This window comes from Streptococcus infantarius subsp. infantarius ATCC BAA-102, assembly GCF_000154985.1.
GTDB lineage: Bacteria > Bacillota > Bacilli > Lactobacillales > Streptococcaceae > Streptococcus > Streptococcus infantarius.
The window spans coordinates 185,999-203,284 of the sequence record NZ_DS572692.1; the positions used below are offsets into that span (position 1 = coordinate 185,999).

At 36.9% G+C, this 17,286-nt stretch carries 17 protein-coding genes and 1 pseudogene; all 18 read right to left on the minus strand.

Going from position 1 to position 17,286, the window contains the following annotated elements:
- Positions 1 to 31: 31 nt before the first annotated feature.
- Complete coding sequence (locus tag STRINF_RS06180) at positions 32 to 1,360, minus strand: sensor histidine kinase (RefSeq protein WP_006532198.1); 1,329 nt, start codon at positions 1,358 to 1,360, stop codon at positions 32 to 34.
- The gene (locus tag STRINF_RS06185) at positions 1,350 to 2,024 is read right to left on the minus strand and encodes a response regulator transcription factor (protein WP_006532199.1); all 675 of its coding nucleotides are present in this window, start codon (positions 2,022 to 2,024) and stop codon (positions 1,350 to 1,352) included. The genes STRINF_RS06180 and STRINF_RS06185 overlap by 11 nt, the downstream gene beginning before the upstream one ends.
- Before the next feature lie 166 nt (positions 2,025 to 2,190).
- Positions 2,191 to 4,734, minus strand: a complete 2,544-nt coding sequence (locus tag STRINF_RS06190) for a M1 family metallopeptidase (RefSeq protein WP_006532200.1) — start codon at positions 4,732 to 4,734, stop codon at positions 2,191 to 2,193.
- Positions 4,735 to 4,964: 230 nt separating this feature from the next.
- Positions 4,965 to 5,618 carry a phosphate signaling complex protein PhoU gene (phoU, locus tag STRINF_RS06195; RefSeq protein ID WP_006532201.1) on the minus strand — a complete coding sequence of 218 codons (654 nt, stop codon included), beginning with the start codon at positions 5,616 to 5,618 and terminating at the stop codon, positions 4,965 to 4,967.
- Positions 5,619 to 5,648: 30 nt separating this feature from the next.
- On the minus strand, positions 5,649 to 6,407 hold the full coding sequence (gene pstB / locus STRINF_RS06200) for a phosphate ABC transporter ATP-binding protein PstB (protein ID WP_006532202.1): 759 nt from the start codon (positions 6,405 to 6,407) through the stop codon (positions 5,649 to 5,651).
- 11 nt (positions 6,408 to 6,418) lie between these two features.
- Positions 6,419 to 7,222 carry a phosphate ABC transporter ATP-binding protein PstB gene (gene pstB, locus STRINF_RS06205; protein WP_006532203.1) on the minus strand — a complete coding sequence of 268 codons (804 nt, stop codon included), beginning with the start codon at positions 7,220 to 7,222 and terminating at the stop codon, positions 6,419 to 6,421.
- A gap of 10 nt (positions 7,223 to 7,232) precedes the next feature.
- The gene (gene pstA / locus STRINF_RS06210; RefSeq protein WP_006532204.1) at positions 7,233 to 8,120 is read right to left on the minus strand and encodes a phosphate ABC transporter permease PstA; all 888 of its coding nucleotides are present in this window, start codon (positions 8,118 to 8,120) and stop codon (positions 7,233 to 7,235) included.
- Entirely contained in the window at positions 8,110 to 9,027 is a 918-nt protein-coding gene (gene pstC, locus STRINF_RS06215) for a phosphate ABC transporter permease subunit PstC (protein WP_006532205.1), read from the minus strand. Before pstC ends, pstA begins: the two co-directional genes overlap by 11 nt.
- Before the next feature lie 9 nt (positions 9,028 to 9,036).
- Positions 9,037 to 9,903, minus strand: a complete 867-nt coding sequence (locus STRINF_RS06220; protein WP_006532206.1) for a phosphate ABC transporter substrate-binding protein PstS family protein — start codon at positions 9,901 to 9,903, stop codon at positions 9,037 to 9,039.
- Positions 9,904 to 10,048: 145 nt separating this feature from the next.
- A complete protein-coding gene (locus STRINF_RS06225) occupies positions 10,049 to 11,359 on the minus strand; it encodes an RsmF rRNA methyltransferase first C-terminal domain-containing protein (RefSeq protein WP_006532207.1) in 1,311 nt (436 codons plus the stop codon).
- Between the two features lie 311 nt (positions 11,360 to 11,670).
- Positions 11,671 to 13,027, minus strand: a pseudogene (gorA, locus tag STRINF_RS06230) (glutathione-disulfide reductase).
- A 13-nt stretch (positions 13,028 to 13,040) separates the two neighbouring features.
- A complete protein-coding gene (locus STRINF_RS06235) occupies positions 13,041 to 13,373 on the minus strand; it encodes a thioredoxin domain-containing protein (RefSeq protein ID WP_014334792.1) in 333 nt (110 codons plus the stop codon).
- A gap of 46 nt (positions 13,374 to 13,419) precedes the next feature.
- Positions 13,420 to 13,746: a putative quinol monooxygenase gene (locus STRINF_RS06240; protein ID WP_006532212.1), complete on the minus strand. Its 327-nt coding sequence runs from the start codon at positions 13,744 to 13,746 to the stop codon at positions 13,420 to 13,422.
- A gap of 119 nt (positions 13,747 to 13,865) precedes the next feature.
- The gene (locus STRINF_RS06245; RefSeq protein ID WP_174221235.1) at positions 13,866 to 14,687 is read right to left on the minus strand and encodes a ZIP family metal transporter; all 822 of its coding nucleotides are present in this window, start codon (positions 14,685 to 14,687) and stop codon (positions 13,866 to 13,868) included.
- 101 nt (positions 14,688 to 14,788) lie between these two features.
- Positions 14,789 to 15,553 carry an inositol monophosphatase family protein gene (locus STRINF_RS06250; protein ID WP_006532214.1) on the minus strand — a complete coding sequence of 255 codons (765 nt, stop codon included), beginning with the start codon at positions 15,551 to 15,553 and terminating at the stop codon, positions 14,789 to 14,791.
- Positions 15,543 to 15,818 (minus strand): UPF0223 family protein, encoded by a 276-nt coding sequence (locus STRINF_RS06255; protein WP_006532215.1) that lies wholly within the window; start codon positions 15,816 to 15,818, stop codon positions 15,543 to 15,545. Before STRINF_RS06255 ends, STRINF_RS06250 begins: the two co-directional genes overlap by 11 nt.
- A gap of 81 nt (positions 15,819 to 15,899) precedes the next feature.
- Complete coding sequence (locus STRINF_RS06260) at positions 15,900 to 16,304, minus strand: Spx/MgsR family RNA polymerase-binding regulatory protein (RefSeq protein ID WP_006532216.1); 405 nt, start codon at positions 16,302 to 16,304, stop codon at positions 15,900 to 15,902.
- Between the two features lie 42 nt (positions 16,305 to 16,346).
- Entirely contained in the window at positions 16,347 to 17,279 is a 933-nt protein-coding gene (locus STRINF_RS06265) for a bifunctional riboflavin kinase/FAD synthetase (protein ID WP_284702728.1), read from the minus strand.
- Between the last annotated feature and the right edge of the window lie 7 nt (positions 17,280 to 17,286).

Sequence of the window (17,286 nt, forward strand, 5' to 3'; positions counted from 1 at the left end):
AACTAAAAGGGATGCTTAAAGCATCCTTTTTTTATTTACCAAAATTATGTCGGTTAAAACGAACTTCAAAGATAGTTCCTTTTGGATGATTATCCTTAACTTGAATATCACCTTTTAAGGCATCAACAATTTGTTTAGCTAAGGATAGACCAAGTCCAAAGCCACCTTTTTGACGTGTCCTTGCCTTATCAACGCGATAAAAGCGATCAAAAATTTTCGCTTTATCAGCGTCACTAATACCCGGCCCATTATCAGCGACGGTTAGAATAGTCTGGCGTTCTGTTGTTTTAACTGTAAATTCAATAAAACCGTCGTCATCAGTGTACTTAATCGCATTATCAAACAAGATTGTCATCAATTGTTTAAGCAAGGTGCGATCAGTTTTTATCGGACGATCCGCAGAATTATGAGCAACAAAAGTTTTACCATTTTCTTCGGCAATCATGTTGTAATTCTCAAAAATTTCATTAAAGATTGAAGGTTGGATTTCTTCTAATTCAACTTTCAATCCATCATCTCGCCTAGCAAGGTTCAAAAGATTGGTTGTTAAAATACGCATATTACGAACTTCGTCAAGACTCGCTGCAATACTTTCACTGTTATCAAGAATTGTTGCATTCGGTCGTCTAAAAAGACTTTCAAGTCGGTTTTGAAGCACCGCTAACGGCGTTCTTAATTCGTGACTAGCATTTTCAACAAAACGCTTTTGTTTTTCATAACTTTCTAAAATTGGTTTACGCATCCAATTTGCCAAGTAAATACTTGCTAAAATTGAAATCATCCAGAAAATAATCATGACTGAAACAGTTATGGTTACATAACGTTCGTTTGCCTCATCAAGCTGACTAACACTGATTAAGAAAGTCGCGTATTCAATCGTTGGATAGTCACTACTATACACTCTAACCGTTAAAACATGGTATTTTTCGGTTTGACCAAAGATAGTTGTCATTTTCTCGTCTTTAATCTCACCAATAGTGTCTTCATCAACACTAGATGCTAATGTCCCGAACTGGACAAACGCATCAATTACATTTACGATTTTCCCATTTGTATCGTACAATAGCACACTGACATTACTTAAACTTGCCACATTTGAGCTGGGTTTTCCTTTTCCAGAATTACTAAAACTATTATTAGATTGTAAGGAATCACTACGCTCCATTGTTCGTGTGACGTAATCACTTGCGTTGTCAGCTGCATTTTTTAAAGTGGTATCTACAGAAGAATATAGACCATAACGCATAATCTGCAAGATAATCGTGGTCATAATGATGAAAATTCCTGTAAATACAATGAAGAAATGGAAAAAATTAGAAAACGTTCCTGTTGATAATTTTTTGTGTATGTTATTCAGCATCTTTTAGAATATACCCTACACTACGAAGTGTTTGTAGATTTTTAGCAAAACTTGTTCCTTTTAATTTTTTGCGAATCTTAGAAACATAAACTTCAACAACTGAAATTGTAGTATCGCTATCAAATCCCCAAATACGGTCAAAAATTTGTGATTTTGGCAAAATAACATTTTGATTTTGCAAGAAATAAACCAATAAATCAAATTCTTTACCTAGTAACTCAACCTTTTTACCGTTAACAGTTGTTGTGTTAGTTGATGTATCAGCTGTTAATTCGTGGTAAGAAAGAGTATTATCGTTGAATTTTCCAGAGCGTTTCAAAAGCGCTTGAATACGCATCTTCAACTCTTCAAGATAAAATGGTTTTGTCAAATAATCATCAGCACCAAGTTCAAAACCGTGTCCTTTATCATTAAGACTTTCTTTGGCTGTCATAATTAAGACAGGTGTCGTAATACCTTGTTCACGTAATTCTTTCAGAACTTGGAAACCATCTTTTTCTGGCAACATCAGATCAAGCAAAATGAGGTCATAAACACCACTTTCTGCCTCATAAAGCCCTTCTTCACCATCAAAGACTTGCATAACATCTGCAAAATTATCTAAAAAATCAAAGATTGAATTCGATAAACTCAAATCATCTTCTACTAATAAAATCTTAATCATATATCTTGCTCCCTTATTCGTCTTATTATATCATTACTTAACCCTTAAGTCTAAGTATTTAAAACAATAATGTCAGTTTATCAAAAGCATATCGTAAGCAGCTTAAGATTTCCTAAAAACACAAAAAGCGTCTGAGTTTTCACTCAAACGCCCTTTATATTTTCTACTATTTTACAGCTGCAAGAGCTTCTTCGACAGCAACTTTACTTGTGCTAATCAAATCAAGACGAGCAGAGATTTCTTTGATACCCATTGTGATGTTACGACTGATGGCCATATCATTTAATTGTGGTTCAAAGAACGCTTTGTATTCTTCAAGACGTTCAGTTGTTTTGAATGAGTTGGCTGGGTAGATAACGAATTTATCAAAACTCATGTCACCACCAAGTGTAGCTTTAATCCAATCCCAGTTTTCACGAGCCCAAGTCCAAAATGCCCCCTGAGAGAATGGTTTATCAAGGAATGGACGGTACCAGCTCATTGCCAAGTCTTGAGGTTTAACAACGTCTTTGTTCTTCAATTCAGCCAAGACACGTTCAACTGTTGCATTTTCTTTTGTATTTGACAACGCTGATGCTAATTGACGTTTGAAGTTACCATCATTAGTTTTCACATAAGTATCAAGGTATAGAGATACTAATTCTTCAGTTTCAGCGTGTTTGATTTGGTTAGCAAGAACTGACATACGAATTGAGGCTGGAATCGCTTCGATATTGTCTTTATGTTGGTGGAAAATAGCCTCCGCTTTTGTGACAGCATCTTCGTTATCAGCATACAACATTAATGAAATAGTGTTTTGACGAACCATTTCATCTTCGTCTGATTCCCCAGCTTTTGGTTCAAATCCTAGACGATCGTAGTTCTTTTGCATCAAACGGCTAATCAAGGCTTTAAATTGTGCTTGTGCTTGACTTCCTTCCTCTAAGAAGATACCCAAACCTTCAACAACTTGAGAAATAGCTTCCGCTACTAAGTATGATGTTTCATCAGAAAGTTTTGTCAAAAGTGGAACTAACTCAGCGTAAGAAATTTCACCACTTTCAGCAAGTAAACGACGTTCTTGGATAATTTGAAGTTTTGAAACAGCATCAAGCTCAGTCAATTGTTCAAGAACTGTATCTAACAAGTCACCTTTGTAGTTTGTAATATAGTGAGCAGTATTTTCTGTATTTAGACGGAAAGCTCCATCATTTTCAGAAGCAAGCTTGCTGTAATTAGGAATTTCAAGACGAGCTTCTGTTAGAGTATCTGGAAGTCCTTTCCAATTACTATTAAGTGGAATTGGCCAAATACGGTTTTCATCAACACTTTCACCGATGAAAAATTGTTTTTGACTAAGAACGAGTGTATCATCAACCACTTCAGCAGTAACCACTGGATATCCTGGTTGTTCTAACCATGCATCCATAAAAGCAGCAACATCTTTTCCTGATGCTTCTGATAAAGCATCCCAAAGGTCACGACCGATTGTATTACTATATTGGTGTTTTTCAAAGTAGATTTTAAGACCTGCACGGAAATCGTCATCTCCTAACCAACGACGAAGCATGTGCATCAAGCGACTACCTTTGGCGTAAACGATAGCTGGGTCAAACAAAGTATTGATTTCATCAGGGTGTTTGACTTCAACGTGAACTGATTGAACACCATCAGTAGCATCACGTTTAAGAGCTAATGGAAGACCACCTGTTTGGAAATCTTCAAAGATATTCCACGATGGTTCAATAGCATCAACAGAAACGTATTCCATCATGTTGGCAAATGATTCATTCAACCATAAATCATCCCACCATTTCATTGTAACAAGGTTACCAAACCATTGGTGAGCTAATTCGTGAGCAACAACAAGCGCAACGCTTTGGCGGCTCTTAACAGTTGAGTTCTCATCAACAAGAAGATAAACTTCACGATAAGTTACCAATCCCCAGTTTTCCATAGCTCCAGCCGAGAAATCAGGAAGCGCAACGTGATATGACAATGGAATTGGGTATTTAACACCGAAATATTCTTCGTAAAAGTCAATAACACGAACAGCAATATCAAGTGAGAAATCTAATGCTTTAAGAGCATGCGCTTTTGTAGAGAAGACTCCTACTTCTGTTCCGTTCTTAGTTTTAGCTGTTTTTCCTTGCAAATCACCAATAGCAAACGCAAGCAAGTATGATGACATACGAGGTGTTGTATCAAATGTCCATAGACCAGTTTCTTTACGACGTTCAGCATCAACTTCAGGCATATTTGAAAGAACAATTTCACCTTCTGTTTGGTCAAATTTGATACTCAAGTCAAATGTTGCTTTTGCTTCTGGCTCATCGATACATGGGAATGCTTCACGCGCAAAGTGACTTTCAAATTGAGTTAAGATTACTTCTTTTTTAACACCATCAACAGTGTAATATGATGGGTAAATTCCAGTCATGTTATCAGTAATTTTACCTGAAAACTCAACAACAAGTGTCATTATTCCTGTTTCTGGTAACTCAACATGAACAGCTTCATTGTCGTTGTCAATCGTAAATTCAAGGTTTTGATTATCTAACAAGACAGAAGCAACCGTTAAATCTTTTTGGTGAAATGAAATAACACTATCTAAAGCTTCACCACTAATGGCAACGTTACCTGAAAAAGTTTTAGCTTGACGGTTGATATCAAGGAAAATATTATAATTTTCAGGAACAAACTTTTCAATAAAATGTTCTACAGTTTTCATATAACTCCTTTAAAACATAGAATGAGGACCAACATATTGTTTGCCCCATATCACTTAATCTTTTAAAATTTAAGTTTGGTACCAAGTATTGTTATCATTTTTTGCAAATGTCAGAATTGACACACAATACTTTCAAACTTCATCATTATATCACAAAATATGATATATGTCAGTTTTAAAAATCTTGTAAACAAAAGAAGGTTACCACTAGCAGGCAGCCTTTCTTTTGTTTATAATTCAATTATTTTTCCTGTTTTAAGGTAAACAACCCATTCACAAAGGTTACGAGCATAGTCACCAATACGTTCTAAGTAAGTGATAACTTGAAGATATTCTTTACCAGCAAATACTGTATCTGGTTGTTGGCGGATTGATTCAACAGCCATATTTTGAATTTCTTTAAAGTAATTATCGATCACTTCATCAGAAGCAGCGACTTCATAAGCACGTTCTTCATCACCAATCACATAAACGTCAAGTGCTTCTTCGACCATGTTACGAACAGCTTTACCCATTTTTTTGATTTCTGCTTCTACTTCTGGCAAACGCTCTTCGCCTTTAACACGAATAGTGGCTTTTGCGATAGATGCTGCATGGTCACCCATACGTTCAACATCACTTGAAGCTTTCAAAACAGTGATAACTGTACGCAAATCTTGTGATACAGGTTGTTGGAGAGCGATAATCTCGAGAGATTTTTTTTCAAGCTTAGTTTCAAAGTTATTGACAACTTCATCACCCTCGATAACTTCTTTTGCCAATTCACGGTCATGGCTGATGAATGCTTGAACCGTTTTGTTAATTTGTGACAACACTTCAGTGCCCATAGCATAGAATTGGTTATGCAATTTTTCTAATTCATCATCAAATTTTGATCTTAACATAGTATCATCTCCTTTTGAGTATCCCCAAAACTAACCAAATTTACCAGTGATATAATCTTCGGTTTCTTTGCGTTTAGGATTCATGAACATTTCATGAGTTTTTCCGTATTCAATAAGTTTACCATCTAGGAAGAATCCTGTACGGTCTGAAATACGTGAAGCTTGTTGCATTGAACGTGTTACAAGAAGCATTGTGTATTTATCTTTCAAACCATAAAGAGTATCTTCAACCTTGCCAGCTGAGATTGGATCAAGAGCCGATGTTGGTTCATCAAGCAAAATGATTTTTGGACTTGTCGCTAAAACACGCGCGACACAAACACGTTGCTGCTGACCACCAGACAAGCCAAGAGCTGAATCATGCAAACGGTCTTTTACTTCATCCCAGATTGAAGCTCCAATCAAAGAACTTTCAACTGCTTCATCTAAAACTTGCTTATCTTTAATTCCTTTTAGACGTAGGCCATAAACAACATTTTCATAGATTGACATTGGAAATGGATTCGGTTGTTGGAAAACCATTCCAATTTCTTTACGAAGTTCAACCGTATCTGTTCGTGGACTATAAATGTTATGTCCATTATAAACGATTGAGCCTGTTAAAGTCACCTCTGGATTCAAATCTCCCATTCGGTTAATTGAACGTAGAAGAGTTGATTTTCCTGAACCAGATGGACCAATAAGTGCTGTGATTTCATTAGGATAGAAATCCATCGAGACATTATTGAGTGCTTTTTTTTTATTATAGTAAACAGATAAGTCTCTTACTTTTAAAATAGGTTCTGTCATGTCTTGCCTTTCTAACCAAAGTGTCCTGACACATAATCGCTAGTTGATTGCAATTTTGCATTTTGGAAAATATTATTGGTTTTATCGTATTCGATTAAATCCCCCAAATAGAAGAAGGCTGTATAATCACTAGCACGTGCAGCTTGTTGCATGTTATGAGTAACAATAATAATTGTGTAATCTTTTTTCAACTCAAACATCGTATCTTCCAGTTGCATTGTCGCAACTGGGTCAAGGGCTGATGCAGGTTCGTCCATCAAAAGAATATCTGGTTTCACTGCAATAGCACGAGCAATACACAAACGTTGTTGCTGACCACCTGAAAGTGTAAAGGCTGATTTGTGCAAATCATCTTTTACTTGATCCCAGAGAGCAGCTTGTTTTAGAGAAGTCTCAACGATTTCATCTAAAAATTGTTTATCTTTGACACCTGCACGCTCATAGGCAAATGTAATATTTTTATAAATTGATTTAACAAATGGATTTGGTCGTTGGAAAACCATTCCGATGTGCTTACGCATTTCGTAAACGTTAATGTTTTTGGCATTAACATCAATACCATCGTACAAAATTTGTCCAGTGACTTTCGCAATATCAATGGTATCGTTCATACGATTTAAGCTACGAAGAAAAGTTGATTTACCACATCCTGAAGGTCCGATAAGAGCAGTGATTTTATTTTTTTCAAACTGCATATCAATTCCCTTGATAGCTTCTTTTTGACCATAGTAAACATGAAGGTCTTTTGTAGCTAGGGCTAATTTTTCTTCAGGAAAAGTAATAATATGTCTTTCATTCCAGTTATACTTTGTCATCTCTTCTCCTTTATTTTGCTGACGTTAATTTGGCATGAAGTTTTTTACCGATATAACGTGCTGAGAGGTTGAAAATTAAGATGAAAATCAAGAGAACTGCAGCACTTCCTTGCGATACTTGAGTCGCATCAGGAATCGTTCCTTCACTATTAACTTTCCAAATGTGAACAGCCAAAGTTTCGGCTTGACGGAAAATTGAAATTGGACTTGTAACACTTAGCGGATTCCAGTTTGACCAATCGAGAGCTGGTGCTGATTGACCAGCTGTGTAGATAAGCGCTGCTGCTTCACCGAAAATACGACCTGAAGCAAGAACGATACCAGTCACAATACTCGGAAGAGCTTCTGGAATGACCACATGAACTACTGTTTCCCAACGTGACAAACCAAGCGCAAGACCTGCTTCAAGTTGTGTGTGGTGAACATTACGAAGACCATCTTCAACATTACGTGTCATTTGAGGAAGGTTGAAAACAGTAAGTGCAAGGGCACCTGAGATAATTGAGAATCCATATTGGAATTGAACAACGAAAATCAGATAACCAAACAAACCGACAACAACAGATGGTAAAGATGAAAGAATTTCAATACATGTTCTGATGAAGTTTGTAAAGCGGCCTTTTTTCGCGTATTCAGACAAATAAATTCCTGCTCCCATTGATAAAGGAATAGAAATAACCAATGTGATTACCAAAAGAAAGAGGGAGTTATACAATTGAATCCCAATACCACCACCTGCTTCATACGATGATGATTTACCAGTCAAGAATGACCAGTTAACATGAGGTAATCCATTTACCAAGATATATAGTAGTAATGATGCCAAAATCGCAACAATAATTCCAGCAATTGTATAGAGAATTCCTGTTGCTAACTTATCAAATTTCTTAGCGTGCATAGTTTCTCTTTCTTTCTCTTGTAATAAATTTAACAAGCATGTTGAATCCTAGGCTCATGATGAGTAGAACCAACGCTAGTGACCAAAGAACATTATTTTGAACAGTTCCCATAACGGTATTACCGATTCCCATTGTAAGAACGGATGTTAGGGTTGCTGCTGGAGTTGTTAGAGAGGTTGGAACAACGGCTGAGTTACCAACAACCATTTGGATAGCTAAGGCTTCACCAAAGGCACGTGCCATACCGAAAATAACTGCGGTAAAGATACCAGGTCTAGCAGCATTTAAAATAACGCGCCAGATTGTTTGCCAACGAGTGGCTCCCATCGCTAAACTAGCTTCTTTATAATGTCTTGGCACTGCTTTTAAACTATCGATTGTCATGAAGGTTACCGTTGGTAAAATCATAACAAACAAAACGCAGACACCAGATAAGATACCAAACCCCGTTCCACCAAAGATAGAACGTGTAAATGGAACGATAACTTGCAAACCAATGAATCCATAAACAACAGATGGAATACCTGTTAATAATTCAATAGCTGGTTGAAGAATTTTGGCTCCATATTTTGGAGAAATTTCTGTCATAAAGACTGCCGCACCAATAGCAATCGGAGTTGCTACCAAGGCAGACAAAATAGTTACAATAAACGATCCCAAAATCATTGGAAGAGCACCGAATGATCCTGAACTTGGATCCCACTTACTTCCAAAGAGGAATGTGATTGGATTAACACCATCGATGAAGAAAGTTGATAATCCTTTTTGGGCAACGAAGATTAAAATCATTGCCACGATGAAAACAATTAGTACTAAACAAAAGAATGTGATGCCTTTTCCGAACTTCTCAAGGCGAGAATTTTTTGAAGGCGTTGTTAACTGTTTCTCAAGATCTTGATTTCTCATAGTATCTCCTTATTTTGCTGTAACGGTGCCATCAGCTGATTTGGTAACTTTCATTTCATTGACTGAAATGTAGCCCATATGTTCAACAATTCCTTCTTGAACTTCATCACTCATGACGTAATCCAAAAATTCTTTGGTCAAACCTGTTGGTTTACCTTTCGTGTACATATGTTCGTATGACCAAAGTGGCCATTTGTTTTTAGTTACATTTTCGGTTGTTGGTTTATATCCATTTAGACGAATAGTCTTAACAGAACTATCAACGTAAGCAAAAGCAAGATAAGAAATAGCTCCTGGAGTTTGCGAAACAATTGACTTAACCATACCGTTTGAGTCTTGTTCTTGACTTTGAATAGCTGGATCACCTTTCATGATGATACCATCAAATGTCGCACGTGATCCCGAACTTGCTGCACGGTTAATAATTGAAATAGTTAAGTCCGGCCCACCAACTTCTTTCCAGTTAGTAATTTTCCCAGTGAAGATTTGGTGTAATTGCTCAGTTGTTAGATTGTTAACAGATACCTTTTTGTTAACAACAACCGCAAGACCTGCTACTGCTACTTGGTGATCAACCAACTTGTCGGCATTGATACCTTCTTTTTCTTCTGCGAAAACATCGCTATTACCAATTTGAACAGCCCCTGACTGAACTTGTGAAAGACCTGTACCAGATCCACCACCTTGGACATTGACTGTCTTACCAATATTCGTCGATCCGAACTCATCAGCGGCAGCTTCAACAAGTGGTTGTAGGGCTGTCGATCCTACGCTGGTAATCGACTGACCCTTGTCAATCCAGCTTGAACAACCAGATAATACAAAGGCTACTGAGGTAGCTAGCAATAAAAAGCTAAGAATTTTCATTTTTTTCATTTGCGATTCCTACTTCTTTTTGAAAATAAAAAAGTAATTGACATGAAGTGTTACAAACACCTCATATGCAAATAGTAACATATCACTGAAAGCTTGAAAAGTAGTTTTCAGGCCATCACATTCAAAAATTAGTACCTATAACAGTTTAAGGATTAAAGCGAAGTCCTTTTGGAAAGTAATTTTTCAGAATATTCCCAGTAACTTTTGCAAAACCTATGCCGTTGCCGTTTACAGAAACTAAATACCAACCATTTTTTAATGGATTTTCTAAGTTTAAGACATTTCCTGTAACATAAACATTGAACTGTTCTATATCAATTTCTACAAACTGTTCTACGTCATTTGGTGAAAGTGCTAAGCCCAATGCAAAAGATGGTTCGAAACGATTTTTCTTAAATGTTCCTAGATGAAGTCCATTGCGAGCAATTTTTAATTTACCTAAATCAGGCAATCCTTCTGGCAACAAATAAAGGTTATCGCCAAAGGTTTGTAGGAGCCCATTTAGCTCAATTTTTAGATGTTTTTTGGCGAAATCTTGCCATAAATTAAGCTGATCTTTTGTTAGATTAGATTTTATAGGTTTGACTTTGCGGTGAGCTGGTTCTCTCGTATCATGTAGCTTAGCAACAAATTGTCCTTCACCTTTAAAACGGTGTGGATACATGCGAGCAACCTCTGGCATGTCAATTCCTTCAGCCATTCCATTGATTTTTTCAATCGGAAGAAGCTCAAGATAGTCGTATTCTGACAATAGCCAGTTCACGACGCCTTCGTTTTCCTCTGGAGACCATGTACATGTTGAGTAAACAAGAGTGCCACCAGGCGCTAGCATTTTCATCGCTTCTTCTAAAATCTCTTTTTGAAGACTCGCACATTCTGCGGGATAACCTTCATGCCAATACTGAGTAGCTTGAGGTTCCTTACGAAACATGCCTTCTCCAGAACAAGGTCCATCAAAAACAATCAAATCAAAGTATTCTTTGAAAACTTTGGCTAATCTATCTGAGCTTTCATTGGTTACGACAACATTTTTAGCACCAAAACGTTCCACATTCTCAACCAGAATCTTACTACGTTTGTTGGAAATTTCATTGCTTACTAAAACACCAGTATTATTCATATAGCTAAGAAGATGGGTGGATTTTCCACCTGGTGCTGCTGCTAAATCAAGCACGCGCATGTGCTCACCCGGTGCTGCAACTTGAGCAACCATTTGAGCAGCAGGTTCTTGTGAATAGACCAGACCAGAAACATGTTCAGCAGACTTACCAGATACTTTTCCATAATGACCCCAAGGGGTATTTGGAATAGGATTTTCAAAAACATGCTGAGTGTTTTTCAGAGGATTTACACGAAATCCAGAAATGGCTTCTTGATCAAATGTAGCCAAGAAATCATCTGCTTCTTGTCCAAGAAGATTACGGTATTTTTCAATAAATTTATCAGGTAATTTCATACTTATATGATAACAATTTCACATGTTAATTACAACTTTAAGATAAGCATATGACTGATTTAATAAGCAATTTAACCAATAAAAAGCAGTTCTTATCCGAACTGCTTTGTTTGTTTATAAAAATTTTAAATCTATCTCATCGTCACAAATTCTTCTGCACCTGTTGGATGAATAGTTTCAAATCTTTGGGGAAGATTTGATAGGAGAAAGAGGACACTCTTTCTCCTATTTAAATGGAATTTAAATGGAAGGCATTCAGACAACAGATGTGACTTTTGAAGCATCAAATAAAGTTATAGCAACGAAAAAAGTTATCTCATTGTTACAAATTCTTCTGCACCTGTTGGATGAATGGCTACCGTATTATCAAAATCCTCTTTAGTAGCTCCCATTTTGATAGCAACTGAGAAGCCTTGAATCATTTCATCAACACCGTAGCCTATACCGTGCAAACCAATAATTTTCTCATCCTCACCTAGAGTAACCAATTTCATTTTACTTGGTTGGCGATGATTACCTAGAGCAGTGTACATGGGCGTAAAAGTTGAGCGATAAACTTTAATCTTATCTGCTCCAAATACTTCAGTAGCTTTTTCTTCCGAATAGCCAATAGAACCAATCGCTGGATGGCTAAAAATGACTGTGGCAACGTCTTTATAATCCATTTTTGCATTTGGTTTGTTGTTAAAAAGACGCTCTGATAATTGTCTTCCTGCCTTAACTGCTACTGGCGTTAATTCAAGTTTGCCATTAACATCTCCTAGAGCGTAAATACCGTCAACAGAGGTGTTTTCATAGGCATCTGTTTTAATGAAACCTCCCTTGGTTAATTCTACTCCTGTTTTTTCAAGTCCGAATCCACTTACATTTGCTTTACGGCCAATTGCCCAAATGATAGCGTCTACCGTGTGAGATTCGCCATTTTCTAAAATTAACGTCAAAGAGTCATCGGTTATTTTTTTTAACTTCTTTTGGAATTGAGTGCGTATGTAATTGTAGACCACTTTCGGCCATGTATTTAACAAGGGTTTCAACAATTTCTTTATCAAACGTACGAAGTGGTCGTTCATTACGAACAAAAAGGTCTGTCTTTGAACCGAGTGCATGTAAGACTCCGGCAAGTTCAACGGCAATGTAGCCAGCTCCAACAACAGCAACGCTATTTGGAAGACTATCTAAGGTAAAAAAGTCATCTGAAATCATGCCGTATTCAGCACCTGGAATATCAGGATAAAGAGCATGACCACCAGTCGCAATCAAAATATGCGGAGCTGTATAGTATTGACCAGCAACTTCAACCGTATGAGAATCAACAAAATTAGCATAGTCATAAACACGCTCAACACCATTGTTATCAAATCCGCGTTCATAAGAGCCATGAATACGGTCAATATAAGCCTCGCGATTAGCTTTTAAAGTTTTGAAATCGAAGGTAGCATCAGCCGTGTGAAAACCATATTCGCTAGCGTATGTCTGAATCGTCTCAGCGACTTGAGCCCCGTACCACATCACTTTTTTAGGAACACATCCTAAATTGACACAGGTACCACCAACTTCTTTCGCTTCAAAAAGAATCACCTTAGCACCATGCATAGCTGCGCGATTAGCTGAAGCAATCCCACCAGAACCACCACCAATAACAATATAGTCATATTGCTTAACGTCCATATATTCTCCTAATCTAATTCTTGATAAAATCTAAAATTGCTTCTTCTGACAACGACGAATCACACACCACTTTAACATGACCAGCTTTGGCAACTAATAATCCTGGTACTGTTGAAACATTATATGCTGTTCTTAAGTCTTGAATATCAGAATCGGCTGCTTCACTATTTACAAAGTAAACAGTAAGTTGATTATCTTTAGCAACTTGAGTTAACTTCGGTTCAAAGCGGCGACAATATGGACAACTAGGGCGACCAATAAAGAGAATAAAACCTTCTGCTACTTCTAAACACTTTTTAGCTTCTTGTGCAGTAATTTCTGTAAAAAATGATGCAAATGATGTCATCTGAATACCTCCTGTAGAAAACTTAATAATTGATGTAATTGATAAATTAATGGCGAATAAAAGCACTGTCATAAACGTCACTATTATCTGAAATATAACGTTTAACTGTCATATGCAAATCATATTTATCGCGCAATTTCGCTAAAGTAGTCATCATTGGTGAAGCATGGTGAATATCAAGGGCTTCTTGATTTTCCCAACTATCAATCAATAAAACTGTCTCAGTTTCTTTAGCCGGAAAGAAATAGTCATAGCGTAAATTACCTTTTTCAGCACGAATAGCATCTGCTATACCAGATTTTTCCATTTCTTCCACAAACTGTCTAACACTGCCGTTTACACCTTTATAATATAAATTGACTGTAATTGCCATAGCATCACCTTTTTCTTTTTTTGTCCATTTTAATAAATTTTGAAAACTGTTTCAAATAATTTGTACGCAAAAAGAGATTGAGGTATTTTATCTCAATCTCTTTTTTGAATATAAAGTTATTAGCCCAGCGCTACATCCATTACCATCATGATAACAAAACCAACCATTAATCCAAGAGTGGCCACGTCTGTATTTCCATTTGTCTGTGATTCAGGAATCAATTCTTCCACTACAACAAACATCATAGCACCAGCTGCATAAGCAAGGGCATAAGGTATGATTTGTAGCATAATAATCACAAGCGATGCTCCTAAAACAGCTCCAATTGGTTCAACAATGGCTGACATTGCACCAAGAAAGAAAGCACGAAAACGAGAACTTCCATCAGCTCGAATCGGAATTGACAAAGCAGCCCCTTCAGGAATATTTTGTAAACCAATCCCAATAGCGAGTCCCAAAGCACCAATAAGCGCAGCACTAGTCATATTACCAGAAGCAAGAGCCCCAAAAGTTACTCCGACTGCCAAACCTTCTGGAAAATTATGAATCGTTATGGCTAGAAAGAGTAAAGCCGTTTTTGAGAGTTTTTTCTTTGGTTGAATCCCTTCAGCTTCAGAAATATCTTTTCCCAAATGCAAGTGAGGAACCAGTGCGTCAATTAAACGAAGACTAAACGCTCCCAAAAGAAATCCAACTGCTGCCGGTACCCAGGCTAGATTACCATAATCTGCTTTAGCATAAGCAAGGGCTGGGTCAAGCAAGGACCAAAAAGAAGCTGCAATCATGACACCTGCGGCAAATCCCATCATAATATCTAGCAATTTTCGGCTAACTTTAGTAAAGAAAAAAACAACGGCAGATCCAAGAATGGTACATCCCCAAGTAAAAAGGCCTGCTAAAAAGGCTAAAAAGACAACATTTTGTGTCATTATCCAATTCATCATAAACAAATCTCCTTTTATCAATATTATCTAATAAAAACGTTTTCTGTAAATTCATTCTTATTTTACCATAGCTGTAAAAGAAAAACCTAGTAAAAATACTAGGTTTGAGATAAGTAAGTTTGTATCGTTGATAATTTTACTTTCGGAACAAACATGACTTTTTGACGATGTGTAAAATCAGGTTCTTCACCATCAATAGTTAACAAAACATAGCCAAGCTTACCACCCATCACCTTAGCAGCGGCATAGTCCCAAGGTTGAATATATGAAAAGTAGGCCATCAATTGTCCTGCCATAACAGCTGCCATACTGATACCAGCACCGCCATAAACACGAACTCCCAAAGTTTGCTCAATCATATCACGAAGCCCATGATAATTATTAGCAAACATGTTTGCATTGCATCCTACCAAGAAACGGTTCAATGGGCGATCTTGAAACGGTGGTAATTTTTGATCATTCATATAAACATCAAATTGACCACCACCACTATACAAGGTATCATTCATCACATCATAAATCAAACCAAATTGACCGACTCCATTTTCATAATAAGCAATCATAACAGCAAAATGCGTACCTTGCGCCACAAAATTGACAGTACCATCAATCGGGTCAAGTACCCAGACATTACCATCGACAATATCGTGATGTACACCATTTTCTTCCGCCAAGATATGGTCACTTGGATAAGCTTGCTTAATTTTGGTGATTAGTAATTCTTGAGTTGCTTTGTCTAGATTCGTTACCAAATCATCAAAACGCGTTTTTTCTTCGATTTCGAGATCCTTAACCATATTAGACTTAATAAAGTCTCCTGCGTCACGAATAATGTCTTTAGCAAATTGAAACTTATTTTCCAAGGGAAATATATCCTTTCTCCTTTGCTTTAGCAGCTTTTACGGCTTGATAAGTTGAATAGCCACTGCTTTGTTGAAATTCGCGATCAATTTGTTTTTCCTGTGCTTTACTTTTCACAATTGTCTTAAAGGTTGCGTAGCTGTCTAATAAATCGCTAACAGCAACTTTCTTTTCATATGCGGCCTCAACCTGATTCAAAAAATGAAGCACTGATGCTATCTCTTCAGTGCTCCAAGACAAATCAAGTGGATAGCTGTAGTTTTTCATACAAAGATGCCCAAACTCTTAAGAAAACGAATCGTTTTCCATAGCTCAACAGATATTAACCTGTTGAAGAGTTATTCCTTTCTATCCTTCAATTTCTGCTTTTATCGTTGCGTCACGCAATTCTTGTTTACGATAATCACGTGGTAAAAATGCACGAATTTCATCTTCATTAAATCCAATTTGCATGCGCTTGTTATCCAAAATAATTGGACGGCGAAGCAAACCAGGATTCTTCGCAATTAAATCAATCAATTCTGAAACAGATAACTCGTCAAGATCAATATCTAACTTTTGGAAAACTTTTGAACGAGTTGAGATAATATCTTCTGTTCCATTTTCTGTGAAGGCCAAGATAGCCATTAATTCATCGCGACTAAGAGGACTGGTAATGATATTGTGTTCTTGAAATTTAACATCGTGTTCATTAAGCCAAGCTCGTGCTTTTCGGCAGCTTGTACAACTTGGTGACAAAAATAAAGTAATCATAAAACCACCTCTCTAATCTTCTTAACTTAATTATACAAAATTTTAAAAAAGTTTTCTATTTTTTCCCCAATTTTGAGCAAATTTTTTATCAGATTTTAGCTGTTCAACCAATTCATCGGCTCCAGCGAACTTAATCATACCTCGAATTTTATCTAACCAGATAATTTCGACCGTTTCGCCATAGATATCGTTTTCAAAATCGAAAATATTTGCTTCCAGTCGCAAATCTTGGCCACCAAAAGTCACATTTTTTCCGATACTTGTCATTGAGCGGTAGCGTTTTCCTGAAACAATAATATCTGTCACGTAAACACCATCACCTGGAAGATAAACACGATCTAAAACAGCAAGATTTGCTGTTGGGAATCCTATCGTGCGACCTCTAGCATCGCCATGAACAACAATTCCTTGGGTTGAAAACTCGTAACCTAATAGACGATTTACCTCAGAAACATTCCCTGATAGAATCTCTTGACGAATACGTGAAGAGCTAATCTTCTCTCCGTTATCTTGAACTTCAGGAACTACAATAACATCACCATCAAAAATTTCTGATAAATGAGCTGCGTCTTTTCTATCGTGTCCAAACTTATAATCAAAACCAACGACAATAGTTCTTGCTCGCAAAGCTTTGATATAAGTCCTCAAAAATTCTTCTGACGACACTTTTGAAAATGCTGATGTAAAATCAACTAAGTAAAGGTCATCAACGCCATACTCAGCAAATTTTTCGTAACTCTTTTCTGGCGCCGTTAAATTCAATAATAATTCTGGTGTAAAACGAGCAAGAGCTAGACGTGGTGATTCATTAAAAGTCAAAACAGTTAAGTCTAGCTGATTGCGGTTTGCGATTGATCTAGCTTGGTCAAACAGGGCTTTGTGCCCTTTATGCAGGCCATCAAAGTAGCCTAATACTAAAACACTGTCTCGAGTACGATTGATATCTCGAGCATCTTTTATATGTTGAATATTCATTTTTTCC

Excerpts from the sequence above, each read along its gene's own strand:
- STRINF_RS06180 (WP_006532198.1), bottom strand. The coding sequence starts at position 1,360 with ATGCTGAATAACATACACAAAAAATTATCAACAGGAACGTTTTCTAAT.
- STRINF_RS06185 (WP_006532199.1), bottom strand. The coding sequence starts at position 2,024 with ATGATTAAGATTTTATTAGTAGAAGATGATTTGAGTTTATCGAATTCA.
- STRINF_RS06190 (WP_006532200.1), bottom strand. The coding sequence starts at position 4,734 with ATGAAAACTGTAGAACATTTTATTGAAAAGTTTGTTCCTGAAAATTAT.
- phoU (WP_006532201.1), bottom strand. The coding sequence starts at position 5,618 with ATGTTAAGATCAAAATTTGATGATGAATTAGAAAAATTGCATAACCAA.
- pstB (WP_006532202.1), bottom strand. The coding sequence starts at position 6,407 with ATGACAGAACCTATTTTAAAAGTAAGAGACTTATCTGTTTACTATAAT.
- pstB (WP_006532203.1), bottom strand. The coding sequence starts at position 7,222 with ATGACAAAGTATAACTGGAATGAAAGACATATTATTACTTTTCCTGAA.
- pstA (WP_006532204.1), bottom strand. The coding sequence starts at position 8,120 with ATGCACGCTAAGAAATTTGATAAGTTAGCAACAGGAATTCTCTATACA.
- pstC (WP_006532205.1), bottom strand. The coding sequence starts at position 9,027 with ATGAGAAATCAAGATCTTGAGAAACAGTTAACAACGCCTTCAAAAAAT.
- STRINF_RS06220 (WP_006532206.1), bottom strand. The coding sequence starts at position 9,903 with ATGAAAAAAATGAAAATTCTTAGCTTTTTATTGCTAGCTACCTCAGTA.
- STRINF_RS06225 (WP_006532207.1), bottom strand. The coding sequence starts at position 11,359 with ATGAAATTACCTGATAAATTTATTGAAAAATACCGTAATCTTCTTGGA.
- STRINF_RS06235 (WP_014334792.1), bottom strand. The coding sequence starts at position 13,373 with ATGACATCATTTGCATCATTTTTTACAGAAATTACTGCACAAGAAGCT.
- STRINF_RS06240 (WP_006532212.1), bottom strand. The coding sequence starts at position 13,746 with ATGGCAATTACAGTCAATTTATATTATAAAGGTGTAAACGGCAGTGTT.
- STRINF_RS06245 (WP_174221235.1), bottom strand. The coding sequence starts at position 14,687 with ATGAATTGGATAATGACACAAAATGTTGTCTTTTTAGCCTTTTTAGCA.
- STRINF_RS06255 (WP_006532215.1), bottom strand. The coding sequence starts at position 15,818 with ATGAAAAACTACAGCTATCCACTTGATTTGTCTTGGAGCACTGAAGAG.
- STRINF_RS06260 (WP_006532216.1), bottom strand. The coding sequence starts at position 16,304 with ATGATTACTTTATTTTTGTCACCAAGTTGTACAAGCTGCCGAAAAGCA.
- STRINF_RS06265 (WP_284702728.1), bottom strand. The coding sequence starts at position 17,279 with ATGAATATTCAACATATAAAAGATGCTCGAGATATCAATCGTACTCGA.